The 19,442-nt window shown below is 60.9% G+C and carries 16 protein-coding genes and 1 pseudogene; 7 read left to right on the top strand and 10 right to left on the bottom strand.

The genetic code is table 11. From position 1 onward, the window contains the following. Positions 1-2: 2 nt before the first annotated feature. Together ASE07_RS10655 and ASE07_RS10650 are read right to left on the bottom strand one after the other, a co-directional pair. Positions 3-377 carry a YraN family protein gene (locus ASE07_RS10655; RefSeq protein WP_057290811.1) on the bottom strand — a complete coding sequence of 125 codons (375 nt, stop codon included), beginning with the start codon at positions 375-377 and terminating at the stop codon, positions 3-5. Beyond that, entirely contained in the window at positions 377-1,612 is a 1,236-nt protein-coding gene (locus ASE07_RS10650) for a penicillin-binding protein activator (protein WP_057290810.1), read from the bottom strand. Before ASE07_RS10650 ends, ASE07_RS10655 begins: the two co-directional genes overlap by 1 nt. 12 nt (positions 1,613-1,624) lie before the next feature. On the opposite strand from ASE07_RS10650, the gene rsmI reads away from it, so the two are divergent. Next, complete coding sequence (gene rsmI, locus ASE07_RS10645; RefSeq protein ID WP_057290809.1) at positions 1,625-2,533, top strand: 16S rRNA (cytidine(1402)-2'-O)-methyltransferase; 909 nt, start codon at positions 1,625-1,627, stop codon at positions 2,531-2,533. Positions 2,534-2,599: 66 nt separating this feature from the next. Here rsmI and ASE07_RS10640 read toward each other — a convergent pair whose 3' ends face one another. The 6 genes from ASE07_RS10640 to ASE07_RS10615 all read right to left on the bottom strand — a co-directional run bounded on the left by ASE07_RS10640 (position 2,600) and on the right by ASE07_RS10615 (position 10,236). Then, on the bottom strand, positions 2,600-3,781 hold the full coding sequence (locus tag ASE07_RS10640) for a septal ring lytic transglycosylase RlpA family protein (protein ID WP_057290808.1): 1,182 nt from the start codon (positions 3,779-3,781) through the stop codon (positions 2,600-2,602). A 202-nt stretch (positions 3,782-3,983) separates the two neighbouring features. Further along, entirely contained in the window at positions 3,984-5,108 is a 1,125-nt protein-coding gene (gene rodA / locus ASE07_RS10635) for a rod shape-determining protein RodA (protein ID WP_442946063.1), read from the bottom strand. Continuing rightward, on the bottom strand, positions 5,108-7,126 hold the full coding sequence (gene mrdA, locus ASE07_RS10630; protein ID WP_057290807.1) for a penicillin-binding protein 2: 2,019 nt from the start codon (positions 7,124-7,126) through the stop codon (positions 5,108-5,110). Before mrdA ends, rodA begins: the two co-directional genes overlap by 1 nt. A gap of 150 nt (positions 7,127-7,276) precedes the next feature. After that, complete coding sequence (mreD, locus tag ASE07_RS10625) at positions 7,277-7,789, bottom strand: rod shape-determining protein MreD (RefSeq protein WP_057290806.1); 513 nt, start codon at positions 7,787-7,789, stop codon at positions 7,277-7,279. After that, on the bottom strand, positions 7,786-9,102 hold the full coding sequence (mreC, locus tag ASE07_RS10620; protein WP_082584075.1) for a rod shape-determining protein MreC: 1,317 nt from the start codon (positions 9,100-9,102) through the stop codon (positions 7,786-7,788). Before mreC ends, mreD begins: the two co-directional genes overlap by 4 nt. Positions 9,103-9,192: 90 nt before the next feature. Next, positions 9,193-10,236, bottom strand: coding sequence for a rod shape-determining protein (locus ASE07_RS10615; RefSeq protein WP_057290805.1), 1,044 nt, complete (start codon positions 10,234-10,236; stop codon positions 9,193-9,195). 275 nt (positions 10,237-10,511) lie between these two features. Here ASE07_RS10615 and gatC point away from each other — a divergent pair, with 275 nt between their 5' ends. From gatC to gatB, 4 genes are all read left to right on the top strand, one after another. Continuing rightward, on the top strand, positions 10,512-10,814 hold the full coding sequence (gatC, locus tag ASE07_RS10610) for an Asp-tRNA(Asn)/Glu-tRNA(Gln) amidotransferase subunit GatC (protein ID WP_057290804.1): 303 nt from the start codon (positions 10,512-10,514) through the stop codon (positions 10,812-10,814). Positions 10,815-10,862: 48 nt separating this feature from the next. Next, positions 10,863-12,323, top strand: coding sequence for an Asp-tRNA(Asn)/Glu-tRNA(Gln) amidotransferase subunit GatA (gene gatA / locus ASE07_RS10605; RefSeq protein ID WP_057290803.1), 1,461 nt, complete (start codon positions 10,863-10,865; stop codon positions 12,321-12,323). Then, positions 12,320-12,814: a hypothetical protein gene (locus tag ASE07_RS10600; protein ID WP_057290802.1), complete on the top strand. Its 495-nt coding sequence runs from the start codon at positions 12,320-12,322 to the stop codon at positions 12,812-12,814. The genes gatA and ASE07_RS10600 overlap by 4 nt, the downstream gene beginning before the upstream one ends. 67 nt (positions 12,815-12,881) lie before the next feature. Then, the gene (gene gatB, locus ASE07_RS10595) at positions 12,882-14,342 is read left to right on the top strand and encodes an Asp-tRNA(Asn)/Glu-tRNA(Gln) amidotransferase subunit GatB (protein ID WP_057290801.1); all 1,461 of its coding nucleotides are present in this window, start codon (positions 12,882-12,884) and stop codon (positions 14,340-14,342) included. A gap of 45 nt (positions 14,343-14,387) precedes the next feature. Here the strand turns inward: gatB and ASE07_RS10590 are convergent, their stop codons facing one another. Next, positions 14,388-15,011, bottom strand: a complete 624-nt coding sequence (locus tag ASE07_RS10590) for a hypothetical protein (RefSeq protein ID WP_057290800.1) — start codon at positions 15,009-15,011, stop codon at positions 14,388-14,390. Positions 15,012-15,038: 27 nt separating this feature from the next. After that, positions 15,039-15,704 (bottom strand): orotate phosphoribosyltransferase, encoded by a 666-nt coding sequence (pyrE, locus tag ASE07_RS10585; RefSeq protein WP_057290799.1) that lies wholly within the window; start codon positions 15,702-15,704, stop codon positions 15,039-15,041. Positions 15,705-16,068: 364 nt separating this feature from the next. Between pyrE and ASE07_RS30640 the strand changes: the two are divergent. Further along, positions 16,069-17,535: pseudogene (locus ASE07_RS30640) on the top strand (DUF6861 domain-containing protein); the annotation flags it as partial. 1,500 nt (positions 17,536-19,035) lie between these two features. After that, positions 19,036-19,442: hypothetical protein (locus ASE07_RS10565; RefSeq protein ID WP_235548424.1), on the top strand; the 407-nt coding region annotated here is incomplete at its 3' end.

Raw genomic sequence — 19,442 nt, 5'->3', positions numbered from 1 at the left:
GATTATGACTGGATGGCATTGGTGATCCAGGAAAGCCGGTCGCCATCGATTGCAATGACATCGAAACGGCATGCGGGCGGTGTACGGTAACGTTGCAGAAACAATTGGGCCGCCAGGATCAACCGGGCTTGCTTGCGTGCGGTGACGCTGGCCGCTGCTCCGCCGAAAGCACGGCCACCACGCTTGCGAACCTCGACGAATACCAGCCCGGAGCTATCTTGCATCACCAGATCGATCTCGCCGCCCTTGCAGCGAAAATTGCGTTGCAGCAGCGACAGTCCTTGTCGCTGTAAATAGTGCAATGCGAGGTCCTCGCCGATTTCGCCATCACGTTGCTGCGCGGTGCGGGCAGGGCCGAACGCAGGTGGCAATCCCATTATTCAACATCCTGGAATTCAACATCCGGGATGGGTGCCACGCTTCCGTCCCGATACACGGCACGCTGTGCAACACGATCGATATGTGCCTTGTTGCTATCAAACTGGACGATCAGCTTGCCGGTTACACCATCGATTTCGAACTGATCGTTCTGCAAGGCCAACTCTCGGGCAACACGATACGCGTCGATCCCAAGCGCATAAAAACGCTCCATGTCGGCTGTACGCCTCTGATCAGCGGCAACAACGAGGCGGGGATAGACCATCACGGCGGGATGATCCGGCTGCAATTGCCATGGCATATCAAGCAGTCGCGTGCCGTCCATGTCAGGTGCGCGTTCGTTTGCCATCCGGTCGGTCAGCGTATAAGGATTGATTTGCGAGGTGCCGTACATCGTCACGCCGTTACCCATGACGGCATGCACCTGTCGCGCCTGGCGTGCGTCGAGTGCCGCGAACAGGATGATGGGACGGTCCGGCGGTACATCCTTCTTGAGTTGCAGCAGCGACCGGCCATTGAGAAACCCATCATTGGACGGCAACTCGATCAGTTGCACATCCTTGCCGTTCTGTTGCCATTGTGTTTCGAAGGCGCTGGCTGCGCGGCGCTGCCACGCGGTGCCGGTATGCAGCACAATCGCTGTCGCACCCGGGTTGTCCCGAGCGGCCCAGGTGGCGACTTGTCTGGCTTCGTCCTCTATTGACAAACCCATCACCAGCATTTGGGGCGGCAGGTTAACAGGAGTATCCGAAGCTGATTCCGGCTGGGCCAATGCAATGGTGGGTTTGAGGATGCTGCTGCTTTGTGCAACAGCTGCGACACCGGTCCGTGTAAGCGGACCGACGACGATATCGTTCATCGTCGCGGCTTCCTGATAGCGTGTCAGAACATCCTGTGGCGCCTCGCCGCTATCCACCAGGCTGACTTCTACTCCTGCGGGTTCGCGCTCGTAGGCGGCTTGTACGCCTGCGCGCACGGCGTCGGCAATCGGGCCAAGCACTTGGGAATGCAGCGGCAACAGCAATCCGATACGTACCTGGCGGGGCGCAATGTAGACAGGCGCTTCACGGGGAATGGATAAATCGGTTTGTGCAATGATCAACGGCTTGCCCTTTACGGACACGGGTGTCGCAAGTGGTGCCGCTTCTGCAACGGTTGTGTTTGCCGCCAAGGGCAGGCAAAATCCACTCAATACTGCGATCAATACACCTGCTCGCGCCATTTGGCTCAACATTCGCACTCCCTTATGACTTCGTCTGCATTTGATCTGCCGCCGCTTTCCCCGGTGCTGCAAGAGGTGGCGCAACAAGCCTATCCCTTGTCGACATTATATGTGGTGGCTACTCCCATCGGAAACGTCGGCGATATTACGTTGCGAGCAGTCAATGTGCTTGCGATGGCCGACGCAGTCGCCTGCGAGGATACCCGCAATACCGCACATCTGCTGACACGCTATGGCTTGTCGAAAGAATTGATTGCAGCGCATGAACACAATGAACGGGAAGTCGCCGACAAACTGATCACGCGGCTGCGCGCGGGCCAAAGGATTGCGCTGGTCTCTGATGCCGGAACACCGGCCGTTTCCGACCCCGGGGCGCGTATCGTTGATGCTGTGCGTGCGGCCGGCTTGCGCGTGATGCCCCTGCCCGGCGCTTCGGCCGCGGTGTCGGCGCTGTCGGCCAGCGGTCTGGTGAATGACCGTTTTTATTTCGCAGGTTTTCTTCCGACTAAGGGAAAGCAGCGCGAAGCCGTCTTGCAAGATTTGCTCGCAGTACGCGCCACGCTGGTGTTTTACGAAGCGCCGCATCGTATCGTCGATGCCGTCGCCGCACTGGCGACGGTATTCGGGCCAACGCGGCAAATCGTTTTTGCGCGTGAACTGACCAAGCTCTTTGAAGAACTGCATCGCTGCTCCCTGAGTGAGGCGTCGGCCTGGGTCGCTGCGGATGCCAATCGTGAAAAAGGCGAATACGTGATCCTCGTCGAAGGCGCGGCTGCGGATGCCGATCACGACGACGCGGACGCAGAACGCATCCTCGGCATTCTGCTCGCCGAATTGCCCCTCAAACAGGCGGCTGCACTGGCCGCGCAGATTACCGGCAGAAAAAAGAACGCACTCTACGAGCGTGCGCTGCAACTGAAAGGCGAAGCCTGACCCGTCCAGGTTACGTCGGCTCGTAGCCTTCAATACCCCATTACATCAGCACCTTGGCCTGCTGCTTCAGCGTTGCACGATCATTGCCCGCACGCCCCGCTCCTGCAGCTGTGTGGCAGCGATGGCCGCGTCCGCCCTGGTGGCAAACGGGCCGCTGAACAAACGGTGGAATGTGCCAATCTCCACGACTTCGATCGCGGCGAGTGTGCCGGCATGTTCCTTCATCAGGCGGTTGCGCACCGCTTCCGCATTCGCAGCCTGACCATACGCCCCTAGCTGGAGATAGTAGCCGGAACCGGCGTTCGCAACCGGTGAAACGACGATCGTCGGCTTGATACTGGTTGAATCGGCTTGCATGGAAACCGGGGCCGTGTCGGGCAAGGCGAATGTGCCCGTGTCGCTGGTGAAGGCAATCGGTTTGGCCTCCACTGTGGCGGATGCCGCGGGAGGCACAGATGCAGGTACAGATGCTGATGCAAGCTCCACGGCGACACGTGGCTGAGCCGGTGGCGCGGTGACTGCCGCAACCGATGGGGCGGATTTCGCGGCAGCGAGCTGCGTATCCTTTGCGGCGCTGTTGATGCGCGCGATTTCGTCCGGCAGCAGGCGCTCGATTTCGAGCTGAGTACTGCCGCTGCCCAGATAACCGAGCTTGAGTGCGGCCGTGTAGGACAGGTCGATGATGCGGCTCGAGTGGAAAGGCCCGCGGTCGTTGACCCGGACAATGATTTGCTTGTCGTTGGTCAGATTGGTTACACGTACATAGGAAGGAATCGGCAACGTAGGGTGTGCAGCCGTCATTTTGTACATATCGTAGAGTTCGCCGGACGCGGTCTTCTGCCCATGGAACTTCTTGCCATACCAGCTACCCACGCCACGCTGCTTGAATGGTTGATCGTGAGTAATCGGCGTGTAAGTCTTGCCGAACACGACGTAAGGCCGGCTGTTCCTGGCGTAATACGGCTCGACGCGGGGCTCTGCATCCGGTGTATCAAGCAAGCCTTCCGGCGGCGCATCACCGGGACCATCATCCTTGTAGTAGCCGCCGCGGCCGGAGCCTGCTGGAGGCAGTGCCGGCAAGTTTGACGCCGTCTTCGGTACTCTAGATGCCGGAGCGGGACGTGACGCGGTCTCTGCAGGCGGATTTACCGGCACGCTGTTACAGCCGATCATGGCCATTGGCGGCAGAACGGCGACCAGCAACCTGGCAATGCATTGATAGCGATGAGCATAAGCGCGCAATGACATTGCGTCCTCCCTGTTTCTTTGATAACGATGGAAGGCGCCGACGCGTTGGGCAGCCCGCCAAATTGGCAACAGTGTGCCTTGGCAATGCGTTTGCCGCAAGGATAGAGTTTTTAGAAATTGTAAAATGACTATGCCGGCCACACGGGCCGGCATAGGACGGAGGATAGGCTGCCGAAAAGGCTCTAGCTTCGGAGGGGCCTGATCAGCTTTGCACGAGCTTGCGATGCCGCTGGATGCTCATCAGGATGCCCATGCCAAGGCCGAGGGTCACGAATGCCGTGCCGCCGTAACTCATGAACGGCAGCGGTACGCCGACTACCGGCAGGATGCCGCTGACCATGCCCATATTGACGAAGGCATAGGTAAAGAAAATCATCGTGATCGCGCCCGCCATCAAGCGGCTGAACACCGTCGGCGCATTGGCTGCGATGAACAGGCCGCGGGCGATCAGCATCAGGTACAGCACGACCAGCACGCAATTACCGATCAATCCGAATTCCTCGGAAAACACGGCGAACAGGAAGTCGCTGGTACGCTCCGGTATGAATTCCAGGTGGGCTTGCGTGCCGCTGCGCCAGCCTTTCCCGGCGATGCCCCCGGAACCGATGGCAATCATCGATTGAATGATGTGAAAGCCCTTGCCGAGCGGATCCGTGGTGGGATCGATCAGGGTCATCACCCGCTGGCGCTGATAATCGTGCAGCATCGACCACACCACCGGCAAGCTGGCCATGCCGGCAATCGCCACTCCAAAGATAATCTTCCACGACAGGCCGGCGAGGAAGATGACATAGAATCCGGCAGCCATCACCAGCGTTGCCGTTCCCAGATCGGGCTGCTTCATGATCAAGCCCGCCGGAATCGCCAGCAGCACCGCGGCGAGCGCGAATTCATGCCAGCGCAACGCGCCCTCGCGCTTCTGGAAAAACCAGGCCAGCATGAGCGGCACCGCGATCTTCATGATCTCGGACGGCTGAATGATGACGCCGATGTTGACCCAGCGGCGCGCGCCTTTCTTGACGATGCCGAACATCGCCACCGCGACCAGCAGGGCGATGCCTACGGTGTAGAGCGGCACGGCAAAGCGCATCAGCAGCTGCGGCGGCACGCAGGCGGCAATCCACATCACCACGAAAGCAATGATGGTATTGCGCAGGTGATCCTCGAAGCGTCCCGGCGCGTCCATGCCGGCCGAGAACATGGCGAAGCAGCTGACCGAGAGGATCAGGAACAACGTGAGCGTCAGCGGCACATCGAACACCGTGATGTAGCGCTTGATGATGGGCCAGACCGCCGGCCGTTCGTTACTGAATTGCATGGTCGGCATTAGTGCGCGTGCTCCTCGGCTGTGGCCGAAACGGGGATGACTGCGGCCGGCGCACTCCGGCGAACCGACTGCTCGGGCCTGGCTTGCGGCCGGGCGGGTTGCTGTGTTGTCGGTGACGGCGCCACGGCATCGTTCAAGACCGGCGCGGTTTTGTCCAGTGCCGGTGTGGGCCGCTTGCCGAGCAGGTGATAATCGAGCACGATGCGCGCGATCGGCGCGGCCGCCTGCGCGCCGAAGCCGGCATTCTCGACGATCACCGCCAGGGCGATGGTCGGATTGTCGGCGGGTGCGAAGGTCATGTACCAGGAATGGTCACGATGGTGCTCCGCCATTTTCTTCGCATCGTACTTTTCATTTTTCCTGATGCCGATCGCCTGCGCCGTGCCGGTCTTGCCGGCCGATACATACTGGGCCCCGGCAAACACGCGCGCCGAGGTTCCTTCACGCGTTACGCCCACCAGTGCCTTCTTGACGAAGTCGATGTTTTCCTGCTTGAGCTTGATCCGTGCGCTTTCGGCGTTCACCACCGGCACCTGCTCCTTGGTGACGCTGTTTTCGATGGTCTTGACCAGGTGCGGCTTCATCACGATGCCGTTGTTGGCCAGCGTTGCCGTGGCATGCGCGAGCTGTAGCGGCGTGAAGGCGTTGTAACCCTGTCCGATCCCGATGGAAATGGTTTCGCCGGCATACCACTTCTGCTGTTCAGGGCGCTTGTAGGCTGCCCGCTTCCATGCGGTGGATGGCAGGGTGCCGGTGCGCTCGTTGTCGAGGTCGATACCGGTCAGGCGGCCGAAGCCGAAGGGCTTCATGAAGTCATGGATGGTGTCCACGCCGAGATCGTTGGCCAGAGTGTAATAGTAGGTGTTGCATGACTGGACGATCGACTTGTACATGTCGACCACGCCATGGCCGTCCACCTTGTCATCACGGAACTTGTGATTGCCGAACCAGAAATAGCCAGGATCGGAAATCGTATTGGCCGGAGTGCGCTTGCCGGTCTCCAGCGCCGCCAGCGCCATGAACGGCTTGTAGGTCGAGCCCGGTGGATAGGTGCCGATCAGCGGACGGTTCAGCAGCGGACGGTCGATGGACGTGTTCAATTCGTCCCAGCTCAACTGGTCGATGCCCTCGACGAACAGGTTGGGATCGTAGGTCGGCTTGGAGACATAGGCGAGCACGTCGCCGGTCGAGGGATCGATCGCGACCAGCGCGCCGCGGCGGTCGCCGAACGCTTCCTCGACGATCTTCTGCAATTCGATGTCGACCGACAGGACCAGGTTGCTGCCCGGCGTGGCCGGAGTACGCGACAGAGTGCGTACGGCGCGACCTCCAGCCGAGACTTCGACCTCTTCATAGCCGGTGACGCCATGCAGGACCTCTTCGTACTTCTTTTCGACACCCTCCTTGCCGATATAGTCGGTCCCCATGTAATTGGCGGCATCATCCGAATCGGCGATCCTTTCCGCGTCACGCCGGTTGATGCGGCCGATGTAGCCGATGACATGCGAGGCGGTCTCGCCGAGCGGATACTGGCGGAACAGGCGCGCCTGGATCTCGACGCCGGAAAAGCGGTAGCGCTGCGCGGTGAAGCGGGCGACTTCCTCGTCGGTCAGGCGCGTGCGGATCGGCACGCTTTCAAAGTTTTTCGCTTCTTCCTGCAATCTGCGGAAGCGGCGACGGTCCTTGGGCTGGATGTCGACCAGCGTGGAGAGATTGTTGATCACCGTGTCGAGCGGCTCGCTCAGCTTGGACGGTGTGATTTCAAGCGTGTACGCGGAGAAATTGCGCGCCAGGACTACGCCGTTGCGGTCGAAGATCAGGCCGCGGTTGGGCACGACCGGCACGACCGAGATGCGGTTCTCTTCTGCCTGCGCCTGATAATGGTTATGCCGCACCACCTGCAGCCAGACGAAGCGCGAGACCAGCAGGCCGAAACAGATCAGCACGAATACGCCGGCAGCCGACAGCCGCAAGCGAAACAGGTGGACTTCACGTTCAGTGTTTTTGAATTCGGTCATGTTCCATCTTGCGCAAACGCCATCATGCAGTCTGCACCATCACACTTATCTCTATTACATGCATCGCCGGCGGCGACGCGGCGAGGATGGCGCCCACGAGAGCGCTGTTGCATTCAACATTCGGGACGAGCAGCCAGGGCTGATCGCATGTCATATCGGACGGGTGTCGTCGCGGTTGATCGCCCGGCGCTGCGGCGCCAGGAGAATGGCCGATACGACGGGCCATAATGCGGCGGCAACCAAGCTCTCCAGGAAATACATCCATCCGGGAAACCTTCCACTGACCAGCATGCGGATTACAAGTTGCACCACCTGCATAAATAAAAGCAGGGGCAGCACATGCGCAGCCTGTGTTCCCATCTTGAACCACAGCACGCGGCGATGGATCATGATCGAAAAATAAGACAGCAGGGTATAGGACAAGGCATTCTCGCCGAGCAGCGTAGCGTCATGCACGTCCATCAGCAAGCCCATCATGAAGGCAATGCCGATACCGACCTTGCGCGGCTGATGGATGCTCCAGAACACCAGTACCAGCGCGACGAAATCCGGAACGCCAACCCAGTGCCCCCAGGGCAGCAGGTTCAGCAGGAAGGCCAATGCGATGCTGGCGGCGATAAACAGCGGGTTGGCCGGCAACAGGATGTAATGCGGACTGTTCATGGCGTTGCCCTTTGCGCCGGAGCGTCGTTATTGGTCTGGGTGTTAGGCGTCGGCGCCGTCCTGTTTGCGGGAGCTGGAGCGGGAGCTGGAGCGGAGGCAGGCCTTCCAGGCGTGACCGCGCGTGGCGCTGTCGTTATTGGAGGTGTTGCCGGTGTTGCCGTTGTCGGCTTCGCATCCGCCGCAGCGGGCGTCGCTCTCGATGTCGCTGCTGCACCGGCAGGTGCCGCCTGATTCGGCGCAGGCTTGTTCGCAGCGCCCGGAGCGGCGGCTTGCGCATTGCCCGAAGCCGGCTTGGCAGGCGCCGATCCTGTCGCATTTTGCGGCGTAGCGGCCGGGGCTGTCGCCGCATTCTGGCCGGCGGGTTTGGCGGCGTCTTTCGCGGCATCGGCGGGAGCCTGCTGTTCCTTGGCGGCTTCGCCATGGCGCTTGCCGGCCTTGGCCTTCTCCTTCGGATTGTCCGGCTCCGGACGCGGCGGCAGATTCTGTTCCGTCAGCAGTATCAGCAGATGGCGGTTGCGGTCGATGCCTGCAATCGGCAGGCAGACAATGCGGGCAAACGCATCGGAAGACTTGCTCTCGACCTGCACCACCTTGGCGACCGCAAGCCCGGCCGGATAAATGCCGTCGATGCCGGAGGTGACTAGCACATCGCCGTTCTTGATGTCAGCGTTGACCGGCATGAAACGCAGGTCCAGCGAACCGGAATGGCCCTGGCCGTAGACGATGCTGCGCAAGCCGGTGCGCACCACCTGCACCGGGATGGCCTGCTCCTTGTCGGTCAGCAGCGTGACTTCCGACGTGAACGGGAATACCCGCGTCACCTGCCCGACCACGCCGATATCGTCGATCACCGGCTGTCCGGGGCGCACGCCATTGCGGCTGCCGCGGTCAAGTATGACCTTGCGGGTGAAGGCGTCGCGCGCATCGTAGAGGATTTCGCTCAGCACCGACTTGCCCGGCAGGCGCTCGCTGGCGTCGAGCAGTTTGCGCAACTGCGCATTCTCGGCCTCCAATTGCTGCACCTGCTGCAGTGTCTGGGCATTGGCCACCTGCTCCTGCTTAAGCTTGTCGTTTTCGCGCTGCACCGAGGACAGCGTCGAGAAATAGTCGCCGACCATGTAGATCGCGTCGCGCGGCAGCAACGCCACGACCTGCAGTGGATACAGGCCGGTGCCGACCAGTTGGCGAATGGTGCCCATGGTGCGCAGGCGCGCATCGGCAATCAGCAGGACCAGGGCAATCAGGGAGAAGAACACCACTTTGACGCGTGCGGAAGCGCCTTGCTTGAAGAGTGGCGGTGGACTGTATTCCATCAGGGGCTAACTATATTTCCGGGAATGTGACTGGGATGTCGTTCCACCGGACGCGCCCGCGAATGCTCGGCGGGCGCGACGCAATGCATGTTACTCGTAGGAGAAAATGGAGCCCAGCTTGTCCATGCGTTCGAGCGCCATGCCCGAACCACGGACCACGCAGGTCAGCGGATCTTCGGCGACGATCACCGGCAGGCCGGTTTCTTCCATCAGCAGACGATCAAGGTCGCGCAGCAGCGCGCCGCCACCGGTCAGCATCATGCCCTTTTCGGCAATGTCTGCACCGAGTTCCGGCGGAGTCTGCTCCAGCGCGTTCTTGACGGCGGACACGATGTTGTTGAGCGGATCGGTCAGCGCTTCAAGGATCTCGTTGCTGGAAATGGTGAAGGAGCGTGGAATGCCTTCGGACAGGTTGCGGCCCTTGACTTCCATTTCCTTGACTTCGGAACCCGGGAAGGCGGAACCGATTTCCTTCTTGATCGCTTCGGCGGTCTGCTCGCCGATCAGCATGCCGTAGTTGCGGCGGATGTAGTTGACGATCGCTTCGTCGAACTTGTCGCCGCCGACGCGGACTGAACCCTTGTACACCATGCCGCCCAGCGAGATGATGCCGACTTCGGTCGTACCGCCGCCGATATCGACCACCATCGAACCGGTCGCATCGGAGACAGGCAAGCCGGCGCCGATTGCGGCGGCCATCGGCTCTTCGATCAGGTAAACCTGGGAGGCGCCTGCGCCGAGTGCGGATTCACGGATCGCGCGACGCTCGACCTGGGTGGAACCGCAGGGAACGCAGATGATGATGCGCGGTGAAGGCTTGAACAGTTTGGAGTCGTGGACCATGCGGATGAATTGCTTGAGCATCTGCTCGGTCACGGTGAAGTCGGCGATCACGCCATCTTTCATCGGGCGGATGGCTTCAATGTTGCCCGGCACCTTGCCCAGCATCTGCTTGGCTTCCTTGCCGACTGCCTGGATGGTCTTTTTGCCATTGGGGCCACCCTGCTGGCGAATCGCCACGACCGAAGGCTCGTCCAGTACGATACCCATGTTACGCACGTAGATCAGCGTGTTGGCTGTACCCAGATCGATTGCCAGGTCGTTAGAGAAATAACTGCGTAAAAATCCAAACATGTATTGTCCTGATGCGCAATAAAGGCGCGCTTAACATTGGTGGTGAAATTCCGGGTACCCTTTGCGCTTTGCTGCGCCGCGCCGACAAGGTATTAACCCGTCATTCTACCTTATAATTTAACCGAAATTAGTCGCGGGAAACTCCAAAAATGCAGTATGGATACACGCTTTATCCGGCCTTTTGACAAGTTTTTGCCAGAACTAAAACACATTTTGCTTTCTTGATGTTTTCCTGAAAATACCAGCCGACAACGGCCAGTTCCAACTACACAATCATGTCACTCGACCTCAACGACGTTAAACGCCTGGCCCGCCTCGCGCAACTCGACCTGGATGAATCCCAGGCCGACAAAACCCTCGACAAGCTTAACGGCATTTTCGCGCTTGTCGAGCAAATGCGCGCGGTCGACACCAGCGGCGTCGAACCCCTGAACCATCCGATCGCTGCCCACCAGAGCGATGTGGCCCTGCGGCTGCGCGACGATGCCGTATCCGAACCGAATCGCCGCGACGATTACCAGCAGGTCGCTCCGGCAACACAGGACGGCCTCTACCTCGTGCCTAAAGTCATCGAATAACCATTTGCCGGACCACGGCCGGTTCCGATCGAGCCGGCCGCCCAACCTATGCATACCAAGACTCTAAAAGAACTCTCCGCGCTGCTGCAGGCAAAACAGGTTTCCGCGACTGAACTGTCGAAGCTGTTCCTCGACCGCATCAAGCAAAGCGACCTCAACGCCTTCATTCATGTCGATGAAACACTGACACTGCAACAGGCCGCCGACGCCGATGCGCGTATTGCGAAAAACGATACGACGCCCCTGACCGGCATACCCATCGCCCACAAGGACATTTTTGTCACACGCGGCTGGCGTTCGACCGCCGGCTCGAAGATGCTCTCAAATTACGTCAGCCCCTTCGATGCAACTGTCGTCGATCAGTTCCGCACGGCAGGTATGGTCACGCTCGGAAAATTGAATTGTGATGAATTCGCCATGGGTTCTTCCAACGAGAATTCTTTCTTCGGCCCGGTGAAAAACCCTTGGGACAAGAAGGCCATTCCGGGTGGTTCGTCCGGCGGTTCGGCTGCAGCGATCGCGGCAAGGCTCGCACCGGCCGCCACCGCCACCGATACCGGCGGCTCGATTCGCCAACCGGCATCGCTGTGCGGCGTCACCGGCATCAAGCCTACCTATGGCCGCGTCTCACGCTTTGGCATGATCGCTTTTGCATCGTCGCTGGACCAGGGCGGCCCGATGGCGCAGACCGCGGAAGATTGCGGACTGCTGCTCAATGCCATGGCCGGCTTCGACCCGCGCGACTCGACCAGCCTCGAACGGCCCACGGAAGACTTCACACGTGATCTGAACAACAAGCTGCAAGGCCTGAAGATCGGCATTCCGCGTGAGTATTTCGGCAAAGGCCTGGCGCCGGATGTCGAACAGGCAGTCCGCGCCGCACTGGCAGAGTATGAAAAACTGGGTGCGACGCTGGTTGACATTTCGCTACCCAAGACCGAGTTGTCGATCCCCGTGTATTACGTGATCGCGCCCGCCGAAGCCTCGTCCAATCTCAGCCGTTTCGATGGCGTGCGTTATGGTCATCGTGCCAAGGAGTACAAGGACTTGGGCGACATGTATCGCAAATCGCGCGCGGAAGGTTTCGGCGACGAAGTGAAGCGCCGCATCCTGGTCGGTGCGTACGTGCTGTCGCACGGCTATTACGATGCGTATTATCTGCAGGCGCAAAAGATCCGTCGGCTGATTGCGCAGGATTTCCAGAATGCCTTCAAGCAGTGCGATGTAATCATGGGACCGGTATCGCCAACCGTGGCATGGGATCTGGGCGACAAGGCGGATGATCCGGTCGCCAACTATCTGGCCGATATTTTTACGCTCTCGACCAGCCTGGCCGGTTTGCCCGGCATGTCGATTCCTTGCGGTTTTGGCCAGGGTGACAAGAATGGCAAGCGCCCGGTCGGCCTGCAGATCATCGGCAATTATTTTGCAGAAGCGAAGCTGCTGAACGTCGCACACCAGTATCAGCTGGCGACCGACTGGCATCAGCGCACACCGGAAGGCATATGACCATGACACCGCGCGCCCTTGTTCTCGCCCTCACCCTGTCCGCTACGTCGGCCAGCGCGCTGGCGCAGCAGCTGAATGCGCGGTTCTCGTGTAGCGACGCACGCACGGAAGCGGGCGAAAAAACCATCTATGCCGACAGCGGCGAGTTTCGTCTGAACGGCTCGAAGATCGAGGCTTTACGGTGGGAATCATCGCTGTTTCGCAGCACGCACGGTTTTGATTGCAGTATCGATCAGAGCGACGGTCCGCTGGCGGAAGCCAGGGAAGACGGATCGAATGCCTCCTGGCGTATCAGCCTGAAGGATGCGCCAGCCGCACGCTTTCAGCGAGGTTTCGATTTCGGTCGTCGCCTGAACTGCACGATACGCCTGGAGCGCGATGGCGATACGCTCAATGTCAAGCCGACTTGCCCCGCCCTCTGTGGATCACGCGAGAATTTCACCGAGCTTTCGGTCAACCTGAAGACCGGGCAATGCCGGTATGAAGAATAACCAGCAACCTGCCGCCATGCCTGTGCGCTGACGCTGGCGGGAAGCAAGCAACAATGAGGACAACACCATGCAATGGGAAGTCGTAATCGGTCTTGAGACGCACGCGCAGCTCTCGACCCAATCCAAGATTTTCAGCGGCTCGCCGACACGTTTCGGCGCGGAGCCCAACACGCAGGCTTCACCAGTGGACCTGGCCTTGCCTGGCGTGCTGCCCGTAATGAACAAGGGTGCAGTCGAACGCGCGATTCAGTTTGGCCTGGCCATCGGTGCCAAGGTCGCACCGCAGTCCATCTTCGCTCGCAAGAATTATTTCTATCCTGACCTGCCCAAAGGTTATCAGATCAGCCAGTATGAAATTCCCGTGGTGCAGGGCGGCACCGTTTCCTTCGTGCTCGAGAAAGACGGCAAGGCGGAAATGCGTACCGTGCAACTCACGCGCGCGCACCTCGAAGAAGACGCCGGCAAGTCGCTGCACGAGGACTACCACGGCATGACCGGCATCGACCTCAACCGCGCCGGCACACCGCTGCTGGAAATCGTGACCGAACCCGACATGCGCAGCGCCGGAGAAGCGGTCGCCTACGCAAAGGCGTTGCATTCGCTGGTGGTCTGGCTCGGCATCTGCGACGGCAACATGCAGGAAGGCTCTTTCCGTTGCGACGCCAACGTGTCGGTGCGCCCGATGGGACAGAAGGAATACGGCACACGCTGCGAAATCAAGAACCTGAACTCCTTCCGTTTTCTTGAAGAAGCGATCAACTTCGAAGTGCGCCGCCAGATCGAACTGATCGAAGATGGTGGCAAGGTGGTGCAGGAAACACGCCTCTACGATCCGGACCGCAAGGAAACACGTTCGATGCGCAGCAAGGAAGACGCGCAGGATTACCGTTACTTTCCCGACCCCGACCTGCCGCCATTGGTCATTGCGCAAGACTGGATCGAGCGCGTGAAAGCCACCATGCCGGAACTGCCGGGCGCGATGCGTGAGCGTTTTATCAGGGACTATGCGTTGCCCGAGTACGACGCCGCAGTGTTGACACAATCCAAAGCGATGGCTTCGTATTTCGAAGCGGTCGTGACCAGCGCCGGCAAGGAACAAGCCAAGCCTGCTGCCAACTGGCTGATGGGCGATGTCTCTTCGACCCTGAACCGCGAAGGCGTCGAGATCGCCGAATCACCGGTGAAGGCGGAGCAACTTGCCTTGCTGTTGCAGCGCATCGCCGACGGTACGATTTCCAACAAGATCGCCAAGGAAGTGTTTGCCGGCATGTGGGAAGCAAAGTCGGACAAGGCCACGATCGTCGACGACATCATTGAATCGAAGGGCCTGAAACAGATCTCCGACAGCGGTGCGCTGGAAAAGATTGTCGATGAGGTACTGGCGGCCAATGCCAAGTCGGTTGAAGAGTACCGCTCCGGCAAGGAGAAGGCCTTCAATGCGATTATTGGTCAGGCGATGAAAGCCACCAAGGGCAAGGCCAACCCCGCGCAATTGACGGAGTTGCTGAAGCAGAAGCTGGCTGGTTGAGGCTGATGTGCTGATGGCGGGATGCCTCATCCCGCCAATCATTGTTCAGCGGCTGGCCGTCATGCCTGACAGTTCACGAAACCGCTTCAAGGTATCGTCATAACGCGCACTTACATGAGTGCGCTCCTCTTCCGCTTCCTCAAGCTGCTTTTTTGCCGCGATCACACTTTGTGTAGCATCGTCCAGAGTGCGTTGTACATAGGCGGGAGGTTGCCGGTTTTTCTTTTGTGCGGTATCGGCTTCGGCCTGCGCTTCCGCCTTCTGCTTTTCGGCGTCCGCAAGAAAGTTCTTTTCCCTGCGAATTTTTTCCTCAATGGGAGCCGTTGCACGTCCTCTCGCCATCTCGATATCGGCTTCGCTGCGATAGCGTGTCCTGATCGCCAAGTCGATACGACTGCGCTCCGCAGCGACAATCGCATCGGACTTGCGTTGCTCTTCCTGTTCTTTCAGCTTGCGTTTCTGTTCGGCTGTCAGCGGTGGCTCGATGACGCGCTTGGTGTTACCGCGTCCGTCGAGCACACGGATGGTCCGGTCGGCGCATTCAGGGATGGGGCGATCTGATGTCAGCGTGCGTCCGCTGCCGTCCTTGCACACAAAAATTTGCGCATTGGAGCTCACGTGAACGGCCAACAGCGAAAGCATCAAGGTTACACCGACTGCTGACTTCATCGCACCTCCCGGAAATGCGAATGCGGTTTACACGACTCCGTAGCGGCTACGGTAGGCGGCGACCGCGTCTTTGTATTGGGCCAGGTCCTGGTTTGCACCGGCCTGGGAAATATATTCCAGCAAATCGGCCAGGTTGCCAATAGAAATCACCGGCATGCCATAGGTTTTCGTGACTTCCTGCACAGCCGAATGCTCGGACAATGCGCCATCCTTGCCCGAACGCTCCATCCGGTCCAGCGCGATCAGCACCGCACAGGGCGTTGCACCGGCTGCGCGGATCATCTCGACCGATTCGCGCACCGAGGTCCCGGCGGAAATAACGTCATCGATGATCACTACCCTGCCCTGGAGCTTGGCACCGACGATGGTGCCGCCCTCGCCATGGTCCTTGGCTTCCTTGCGGTTGTAGGCGAACGGCACATTGCGGCCCTTGTTCGCCAGCGCGATCGACGTTGCCGCCGCCAATGTGATGCCCTTGTAAGCCGGACCGAACAGCATGTCGAATTCAACGCCGGAATCGATCAGGGTCTGTGCATAAAAATCGGCCAGCTTGCCAAGGGTGGCGCCTTCATTGAACAGTCCGGCATTGAAGAAATAGGGGGAATTCCGCCCTGCCTTGGTAACGAAATCACCAAAGCGCAGCACGCCGGTGGAGACGGAGAAAGCGATGAATTCCTGACGTAGATTGCTCAAGATGGTCCTCGGTAAGAAACGAATGTTGTGGCGGGAATCGGACCGGGGCGCATGCGCATGCTTGCGGTGGCCGGCGAAGCCGACATTTTAAGTCCTAAGGCGAAGGCGTCATACAGTGGCGTGGAGACTTTTGTGTTTCCTAGCGTGGATGATGACATTGAAGCCGGGACGGCAAAGCGCGCCACTTACGGCAAGTGGCGCAAAGTGCTTGTGCCCGCATGAAATGTTGATGTATTGTTAACATATCTGTTTGACAATATTTTCCATGCCACCCGCTGCTCCACCCTCCCGCTCGCCCGGTCCCGCCGGTCCCACCTCGCCCGACTTCCTGCTGGCCGAACTCCAGCGCAAGTATCACNTTTCCATGCCACCCGCTGCTCCACCCTCCCGCTCGCCCGGTCCCGCCGGTCCCACCTCGCCCGACTTCCTGCTGGCCGAACTCCAGCGCAAGTATCACGACGCCGACCGCGTCGTTACCGCCCACATCGAACAGCGCATCCGCCACTACACCCACCAGGTCGCCGATACCTACGACGGGCTGGCCAGGCGCGTCGCCACCCTGCCCGGCGTGCACCAGGGCGCCTGCGTGCGCTCCGCCTTTGCCGCCAGCACCCCGCGCGCGGCCGCCATGATCGGCCAGGCGCTGCCGGCATTCGACGCATCCGGCCTTGCCCGGGCCGCGCTGCACAGCCTGCAGGCCATGGCCGAGGAAGTGGCGATCTATATCGGYGGCGGGCTGGTGCTGGGGGCGGTGGTCGGCGGTGCCGGCGGTGCATTGGCCGGCGGCGTCGGYGCCATTCCCGGYGCGCTGGCCGGCGCCTCGGCGGGCGCGGCCATCGGCGGCGAAGTCATGCTGTATATCGGCCTGGGCAGCCTGGCCARGGAAACGCTGCACGGCCTCGGCGAGACGGCGCAGCACTTTGCCCAGGGCTTTGCGCTGGCCTGGCAGGCCGCCTCGCGCAAGGACAACGATACCGGCCGCTATGTGGCCGACATGGCACGCGCGGCCGAGGCGTTTGCCCGCGGCCAGCTGGCCCTGCTCATGGCCATTTTGTCCGCGGTGATGCTGGTGCTGTCGCGCGGACAAGCGGCCAGGACCGCGTTGTACCGGGAACTGGCCGACAGCAAGCTGGGGCCCTCGTTTGCCGGCTGGCTSGCYGCCAATGAAGCCGCGCTGGCCAGGAGCCCTGTGCTCAAACCACGCACCGCGCCGGTTGCCACACCAGCAGCAGCGCGGCCCAGGCCCGTACCCATTGACAAGACACCCGAGCCCGCTCCCCAGCCCGCCGCCGACAAGCCGCCCGARGGGCGTGGCAAGTCTTGTAAAAGCTGCACCACCACCGGCTATCCGGTCAATCCGGTGTTCGGCAACAAGCTGCTCACGGAAGACACCGAACGCGATTTCGCTTTTGCCGCCCCGATGCCCTTGCTGTGGCAACGCCAGTACAGTTCCGACAATCCTCTGGTCGGCTGGCTGGGACAGGGCTGGAGTGTGCCGGCATCGCTGGCGCTGCAAGTCCAGGCCGACCAGGTGGTGATCCTCGATGCACAGCACCGCGAAGTCACCTTCAGCCTGCCGGCCATCGGCCAGAGTATTTATTCGCCGTACGAGCACGTCACACTCACCCGSACCGATGCGCTGCATTTCGAGCTGACCGATGCCGAGCAGACCCGCCATCTGYTCACGCTGCCCGATATCCATGCCGATGTGGCTAGCCTGTGCGCCATCATCGACCGCAACGGCAATACCACCCGCATCCAGTACGACCAGGACCAGCAGCCGGTGCGCATCTTTGACAGCGCCGGGCGCACCTATCAATTGACCTTTGCCNCGAGCAGACCCGCCATCTGCTCACGCTGCCCGATATCCATGCCGATGTGGCTAGCCTGTGCGCCATCATCGACCGCAACGGCAATACCACCCGCATCCAGTACGACCAGGACCAGCAGCCGGTGCGCATCTTTGACAGCGCCGGGCGCACCTATCAATTGACCTTTGCCAGCCAGCGCCTGCAGACGGTGGCGTTGCTGCGCGAGACGCCTGATGACCTGGTGCCGCACCGCTTCGAGCCGCTGGTCCATTATGAGTATGACGACGCCGGCGACCTGGTGCGGGTGCGCAACCGGCTGGGCCAGGTGACCCGCGAATTTGCCTATCGGCAGCACCTGCTGATCCGCCACAGCCAGCCCGGCGGCCTGGTGGCCGACTACGACTACGATCACTACCGGCCCACTGGCAAGGTGATCCGGCACTGGGCCAATACCGGCGAATCGTGGACCTTTGCTTACCATCCCCGTGAAACCGTGGTCACCGATGCACTGGGCCGCACCCGCCGCTACCGCTTCGACGATCAACAGCGCCTGACCGGCGAGACCGATCCGCTGGGCGGACACACCGAACGGGTGCTCGACCGGTACGGCAACCTGCTGTCCATCACCGATGCGGCCGGGCGCACCACCCGCTACCGCCATGACAGCCGCAGCCTGCTGACCCGCATCGAGCTGCCCGACGGCTCCGCGACCGGCATCGTGCAGGATGGCCGGGTCGGCCAGCCGGCACTGGTCACCGATGCGGCCGGCAACATCACCACCTATCGCTATGATGCGCGCGCAACCTGGCGTCGGTGACCGATGCGCTGGGCCACCAGACCCAATACCGGCATGACGCGCAGGGCTTGCCGGTTGCCATCATCGATGCGCACGGCAAGACCAAGACGCTGGCGTACAACCATGCCGGGCAAGTGCTCGCCTATACCGATTGCTCCGGGCATCGCACCACGTTCGCCTATGACGACGATGGCCGCTTGACCGCGACTTGCAATACGCTGGGCCAGCGTACCGGCTACGACTACGATGCGCTGGGCCAGCTTGCCGCCGTGCATTACCCGGATGGCAGCAGCGAGCGTTATGACTACGATGCGCTGGGGCGCCTGATTGCCCATACCGATGGCGCCGGCCAGCGCACCGTGTATGCGTTCGATGTCGACGGCAAGCCGCTGATGCGCACCAATGCGCTCGGGCATGCGTTGCAATACCGCTATGACGGCGCCCGGCGGCTGGCGCAACTGGTCAACGAGAATGGCGCGGTGTCTGCGTTTGCCTATGATGGCGCGGACCGGCTGGTGCAGGAAACCGGTTTCGACGCGCGGCTGACCCGCTACCGCTACGATGGGTCGGGGCTGGCCATCGGCCGCGAAGAGTTCGGTACCGTGCCGGGCGTGGAGCAGTTCGACGACCACCGTGTCGAGTCAAAGATTTCTACTCTGTATGCGCGCGACCGCAACGGCCGGCTGGTCGANGTAACGCTCGGCACCACGCGCAATGAAAGCCGGTGGCCATTGGCCGCGAAGAATTCGGTACCGTGCCGGGCGTGGAGCAGTTCGACGACCACCGTGTCGAGTCAAAGATTTCTACTCTGTATGCGCGCGACCGCAACGGCCGGCTGGTCGACAAGATCGTGTCGCAACTGACCGGTGCGGCGCAGGCCGCGCAGTTGCACACCAGCTATGGCTATGATGCGCTGGGCCGGCTAGTGCAGGCGCGCAATGGGCACGCCACTGTGACGCTGCAGTACGACGCGCTGGGGCAACTGCTGTCGGAAACCACCACCGCTGAAGGCATCGCCGCGACGCTCAGCCATGCGTACGATGCGCTGGGCAACCGGATCCGGACCACTCTGCCCGATGGCCGGGTGCTGCAGCAGCTGTTCTACGGTGCCGGTCACCTGCACCAGGTGCG

This window comes from Noviherbaspirillum sp. Root189, from assembly GCF_001428545.1.
Taxonomy (GTDB): Bacteria; Pseudomonadota; Gammaproteobacteria; order Burkholderiales; family Burkholderiaceae_D; genus Noviherbaspirillum.
Note: the sequence above shows the minus strand (reverse complement) of the source record. Positions and strands in the feature narration are given on the sequence as shown.

Coding starts and splice junctions, on each gene's coding strand:
- ASE07_RS10655 (WP_057290811.1), bottom strand. CDS start 377: ATGGGATTGCCACCTGCGTTCGGCCCTGCCCGCACCGCGCAGCAACGT.
- ASE07_RS10650 (WP_057290810.1), bottom strand. CDS start 1,612: ATGTTGAGCCAAATGGCGCGAGCAGGTGTATTGATCGCAGTATTGAGT.
- rsmI (WP_057290809.1), top strand. CDS start 1,625: ATGACTTCGTCTGCATTTGATCTGCCGCCGCTTTCCCCGGTGCTGCAA.
- ASE07_RS10640 (WP_057290808.1), bottom strand. CDS start 3,781: ATGTCATTGCGCGCTTATGCTCATCGCTATCAATGCATTGCCAGGTTG.
- rodA (WP_442946063.1), bottom strand. CDS start 5,108: ATGCCGACCATGCAATTCAGTAACGAACGGCCGGCGGTCTGGCCCATC.
- mrdA (WP_057290807.1), bottom strand. CDS start 7,126: ATGACCGAATTCAAAAACACTGAACGTGAAGTCCACCTGTTTCGCTTG.
- mreD (WP_057290806.1), bottom strand. CDS start 7,789: ATGAACAGTCCGCATTACATCCTGTTGCCGGCCAACCCGCTGTTTATC.
- mreC (WP_082584075.1), bottom strand. CDS start 9,102: ATGGAATACAGTCCACCGCCACTCTTCAAGCAAGGCGCTTCCGCACGC.
- ASE07_RS10615 (WP_057290805.1), bottom strand. CDS start 10,236: ATGTTTGGATTTTTACGCAGTTATTTCTCTAACGACCTGGCAATCGAT.
- gatC (WP_057290804.1), top strand. CDS start 10,512: ATGTCACTCGACCTCAACGACGTTAAACGCCTGGCCCGCCTCGCGCAA.
- gatA (WP_057290803.1), top strand. CDS start 10,863: ATGCATACCAAGACTCTAAAAGAACTCTCCGCGCTGCTGCAGGCAAAA.
- ASE07_RS10600 (WP_057290802.1), top strand. CDS start 12,320: ATGACCATGACACCGCGCGCCCTTGTTCTCGCCCTCACCCTGTCCGCT.
- gatB (WP_057290801.1), top strand. CDS start 12,882: ATGCAATGGGAAGTCGTAATCGGTCTTGAGACGCACGCGCAGCTCTCG.
- ASE07_RS10590 (WP_057290800.1), bottom strand. CDS start 15,011: ATGAAGTCAGCAGTCGGTGTAACCTTGATGCTTTCGCTGTTGGCCGTT.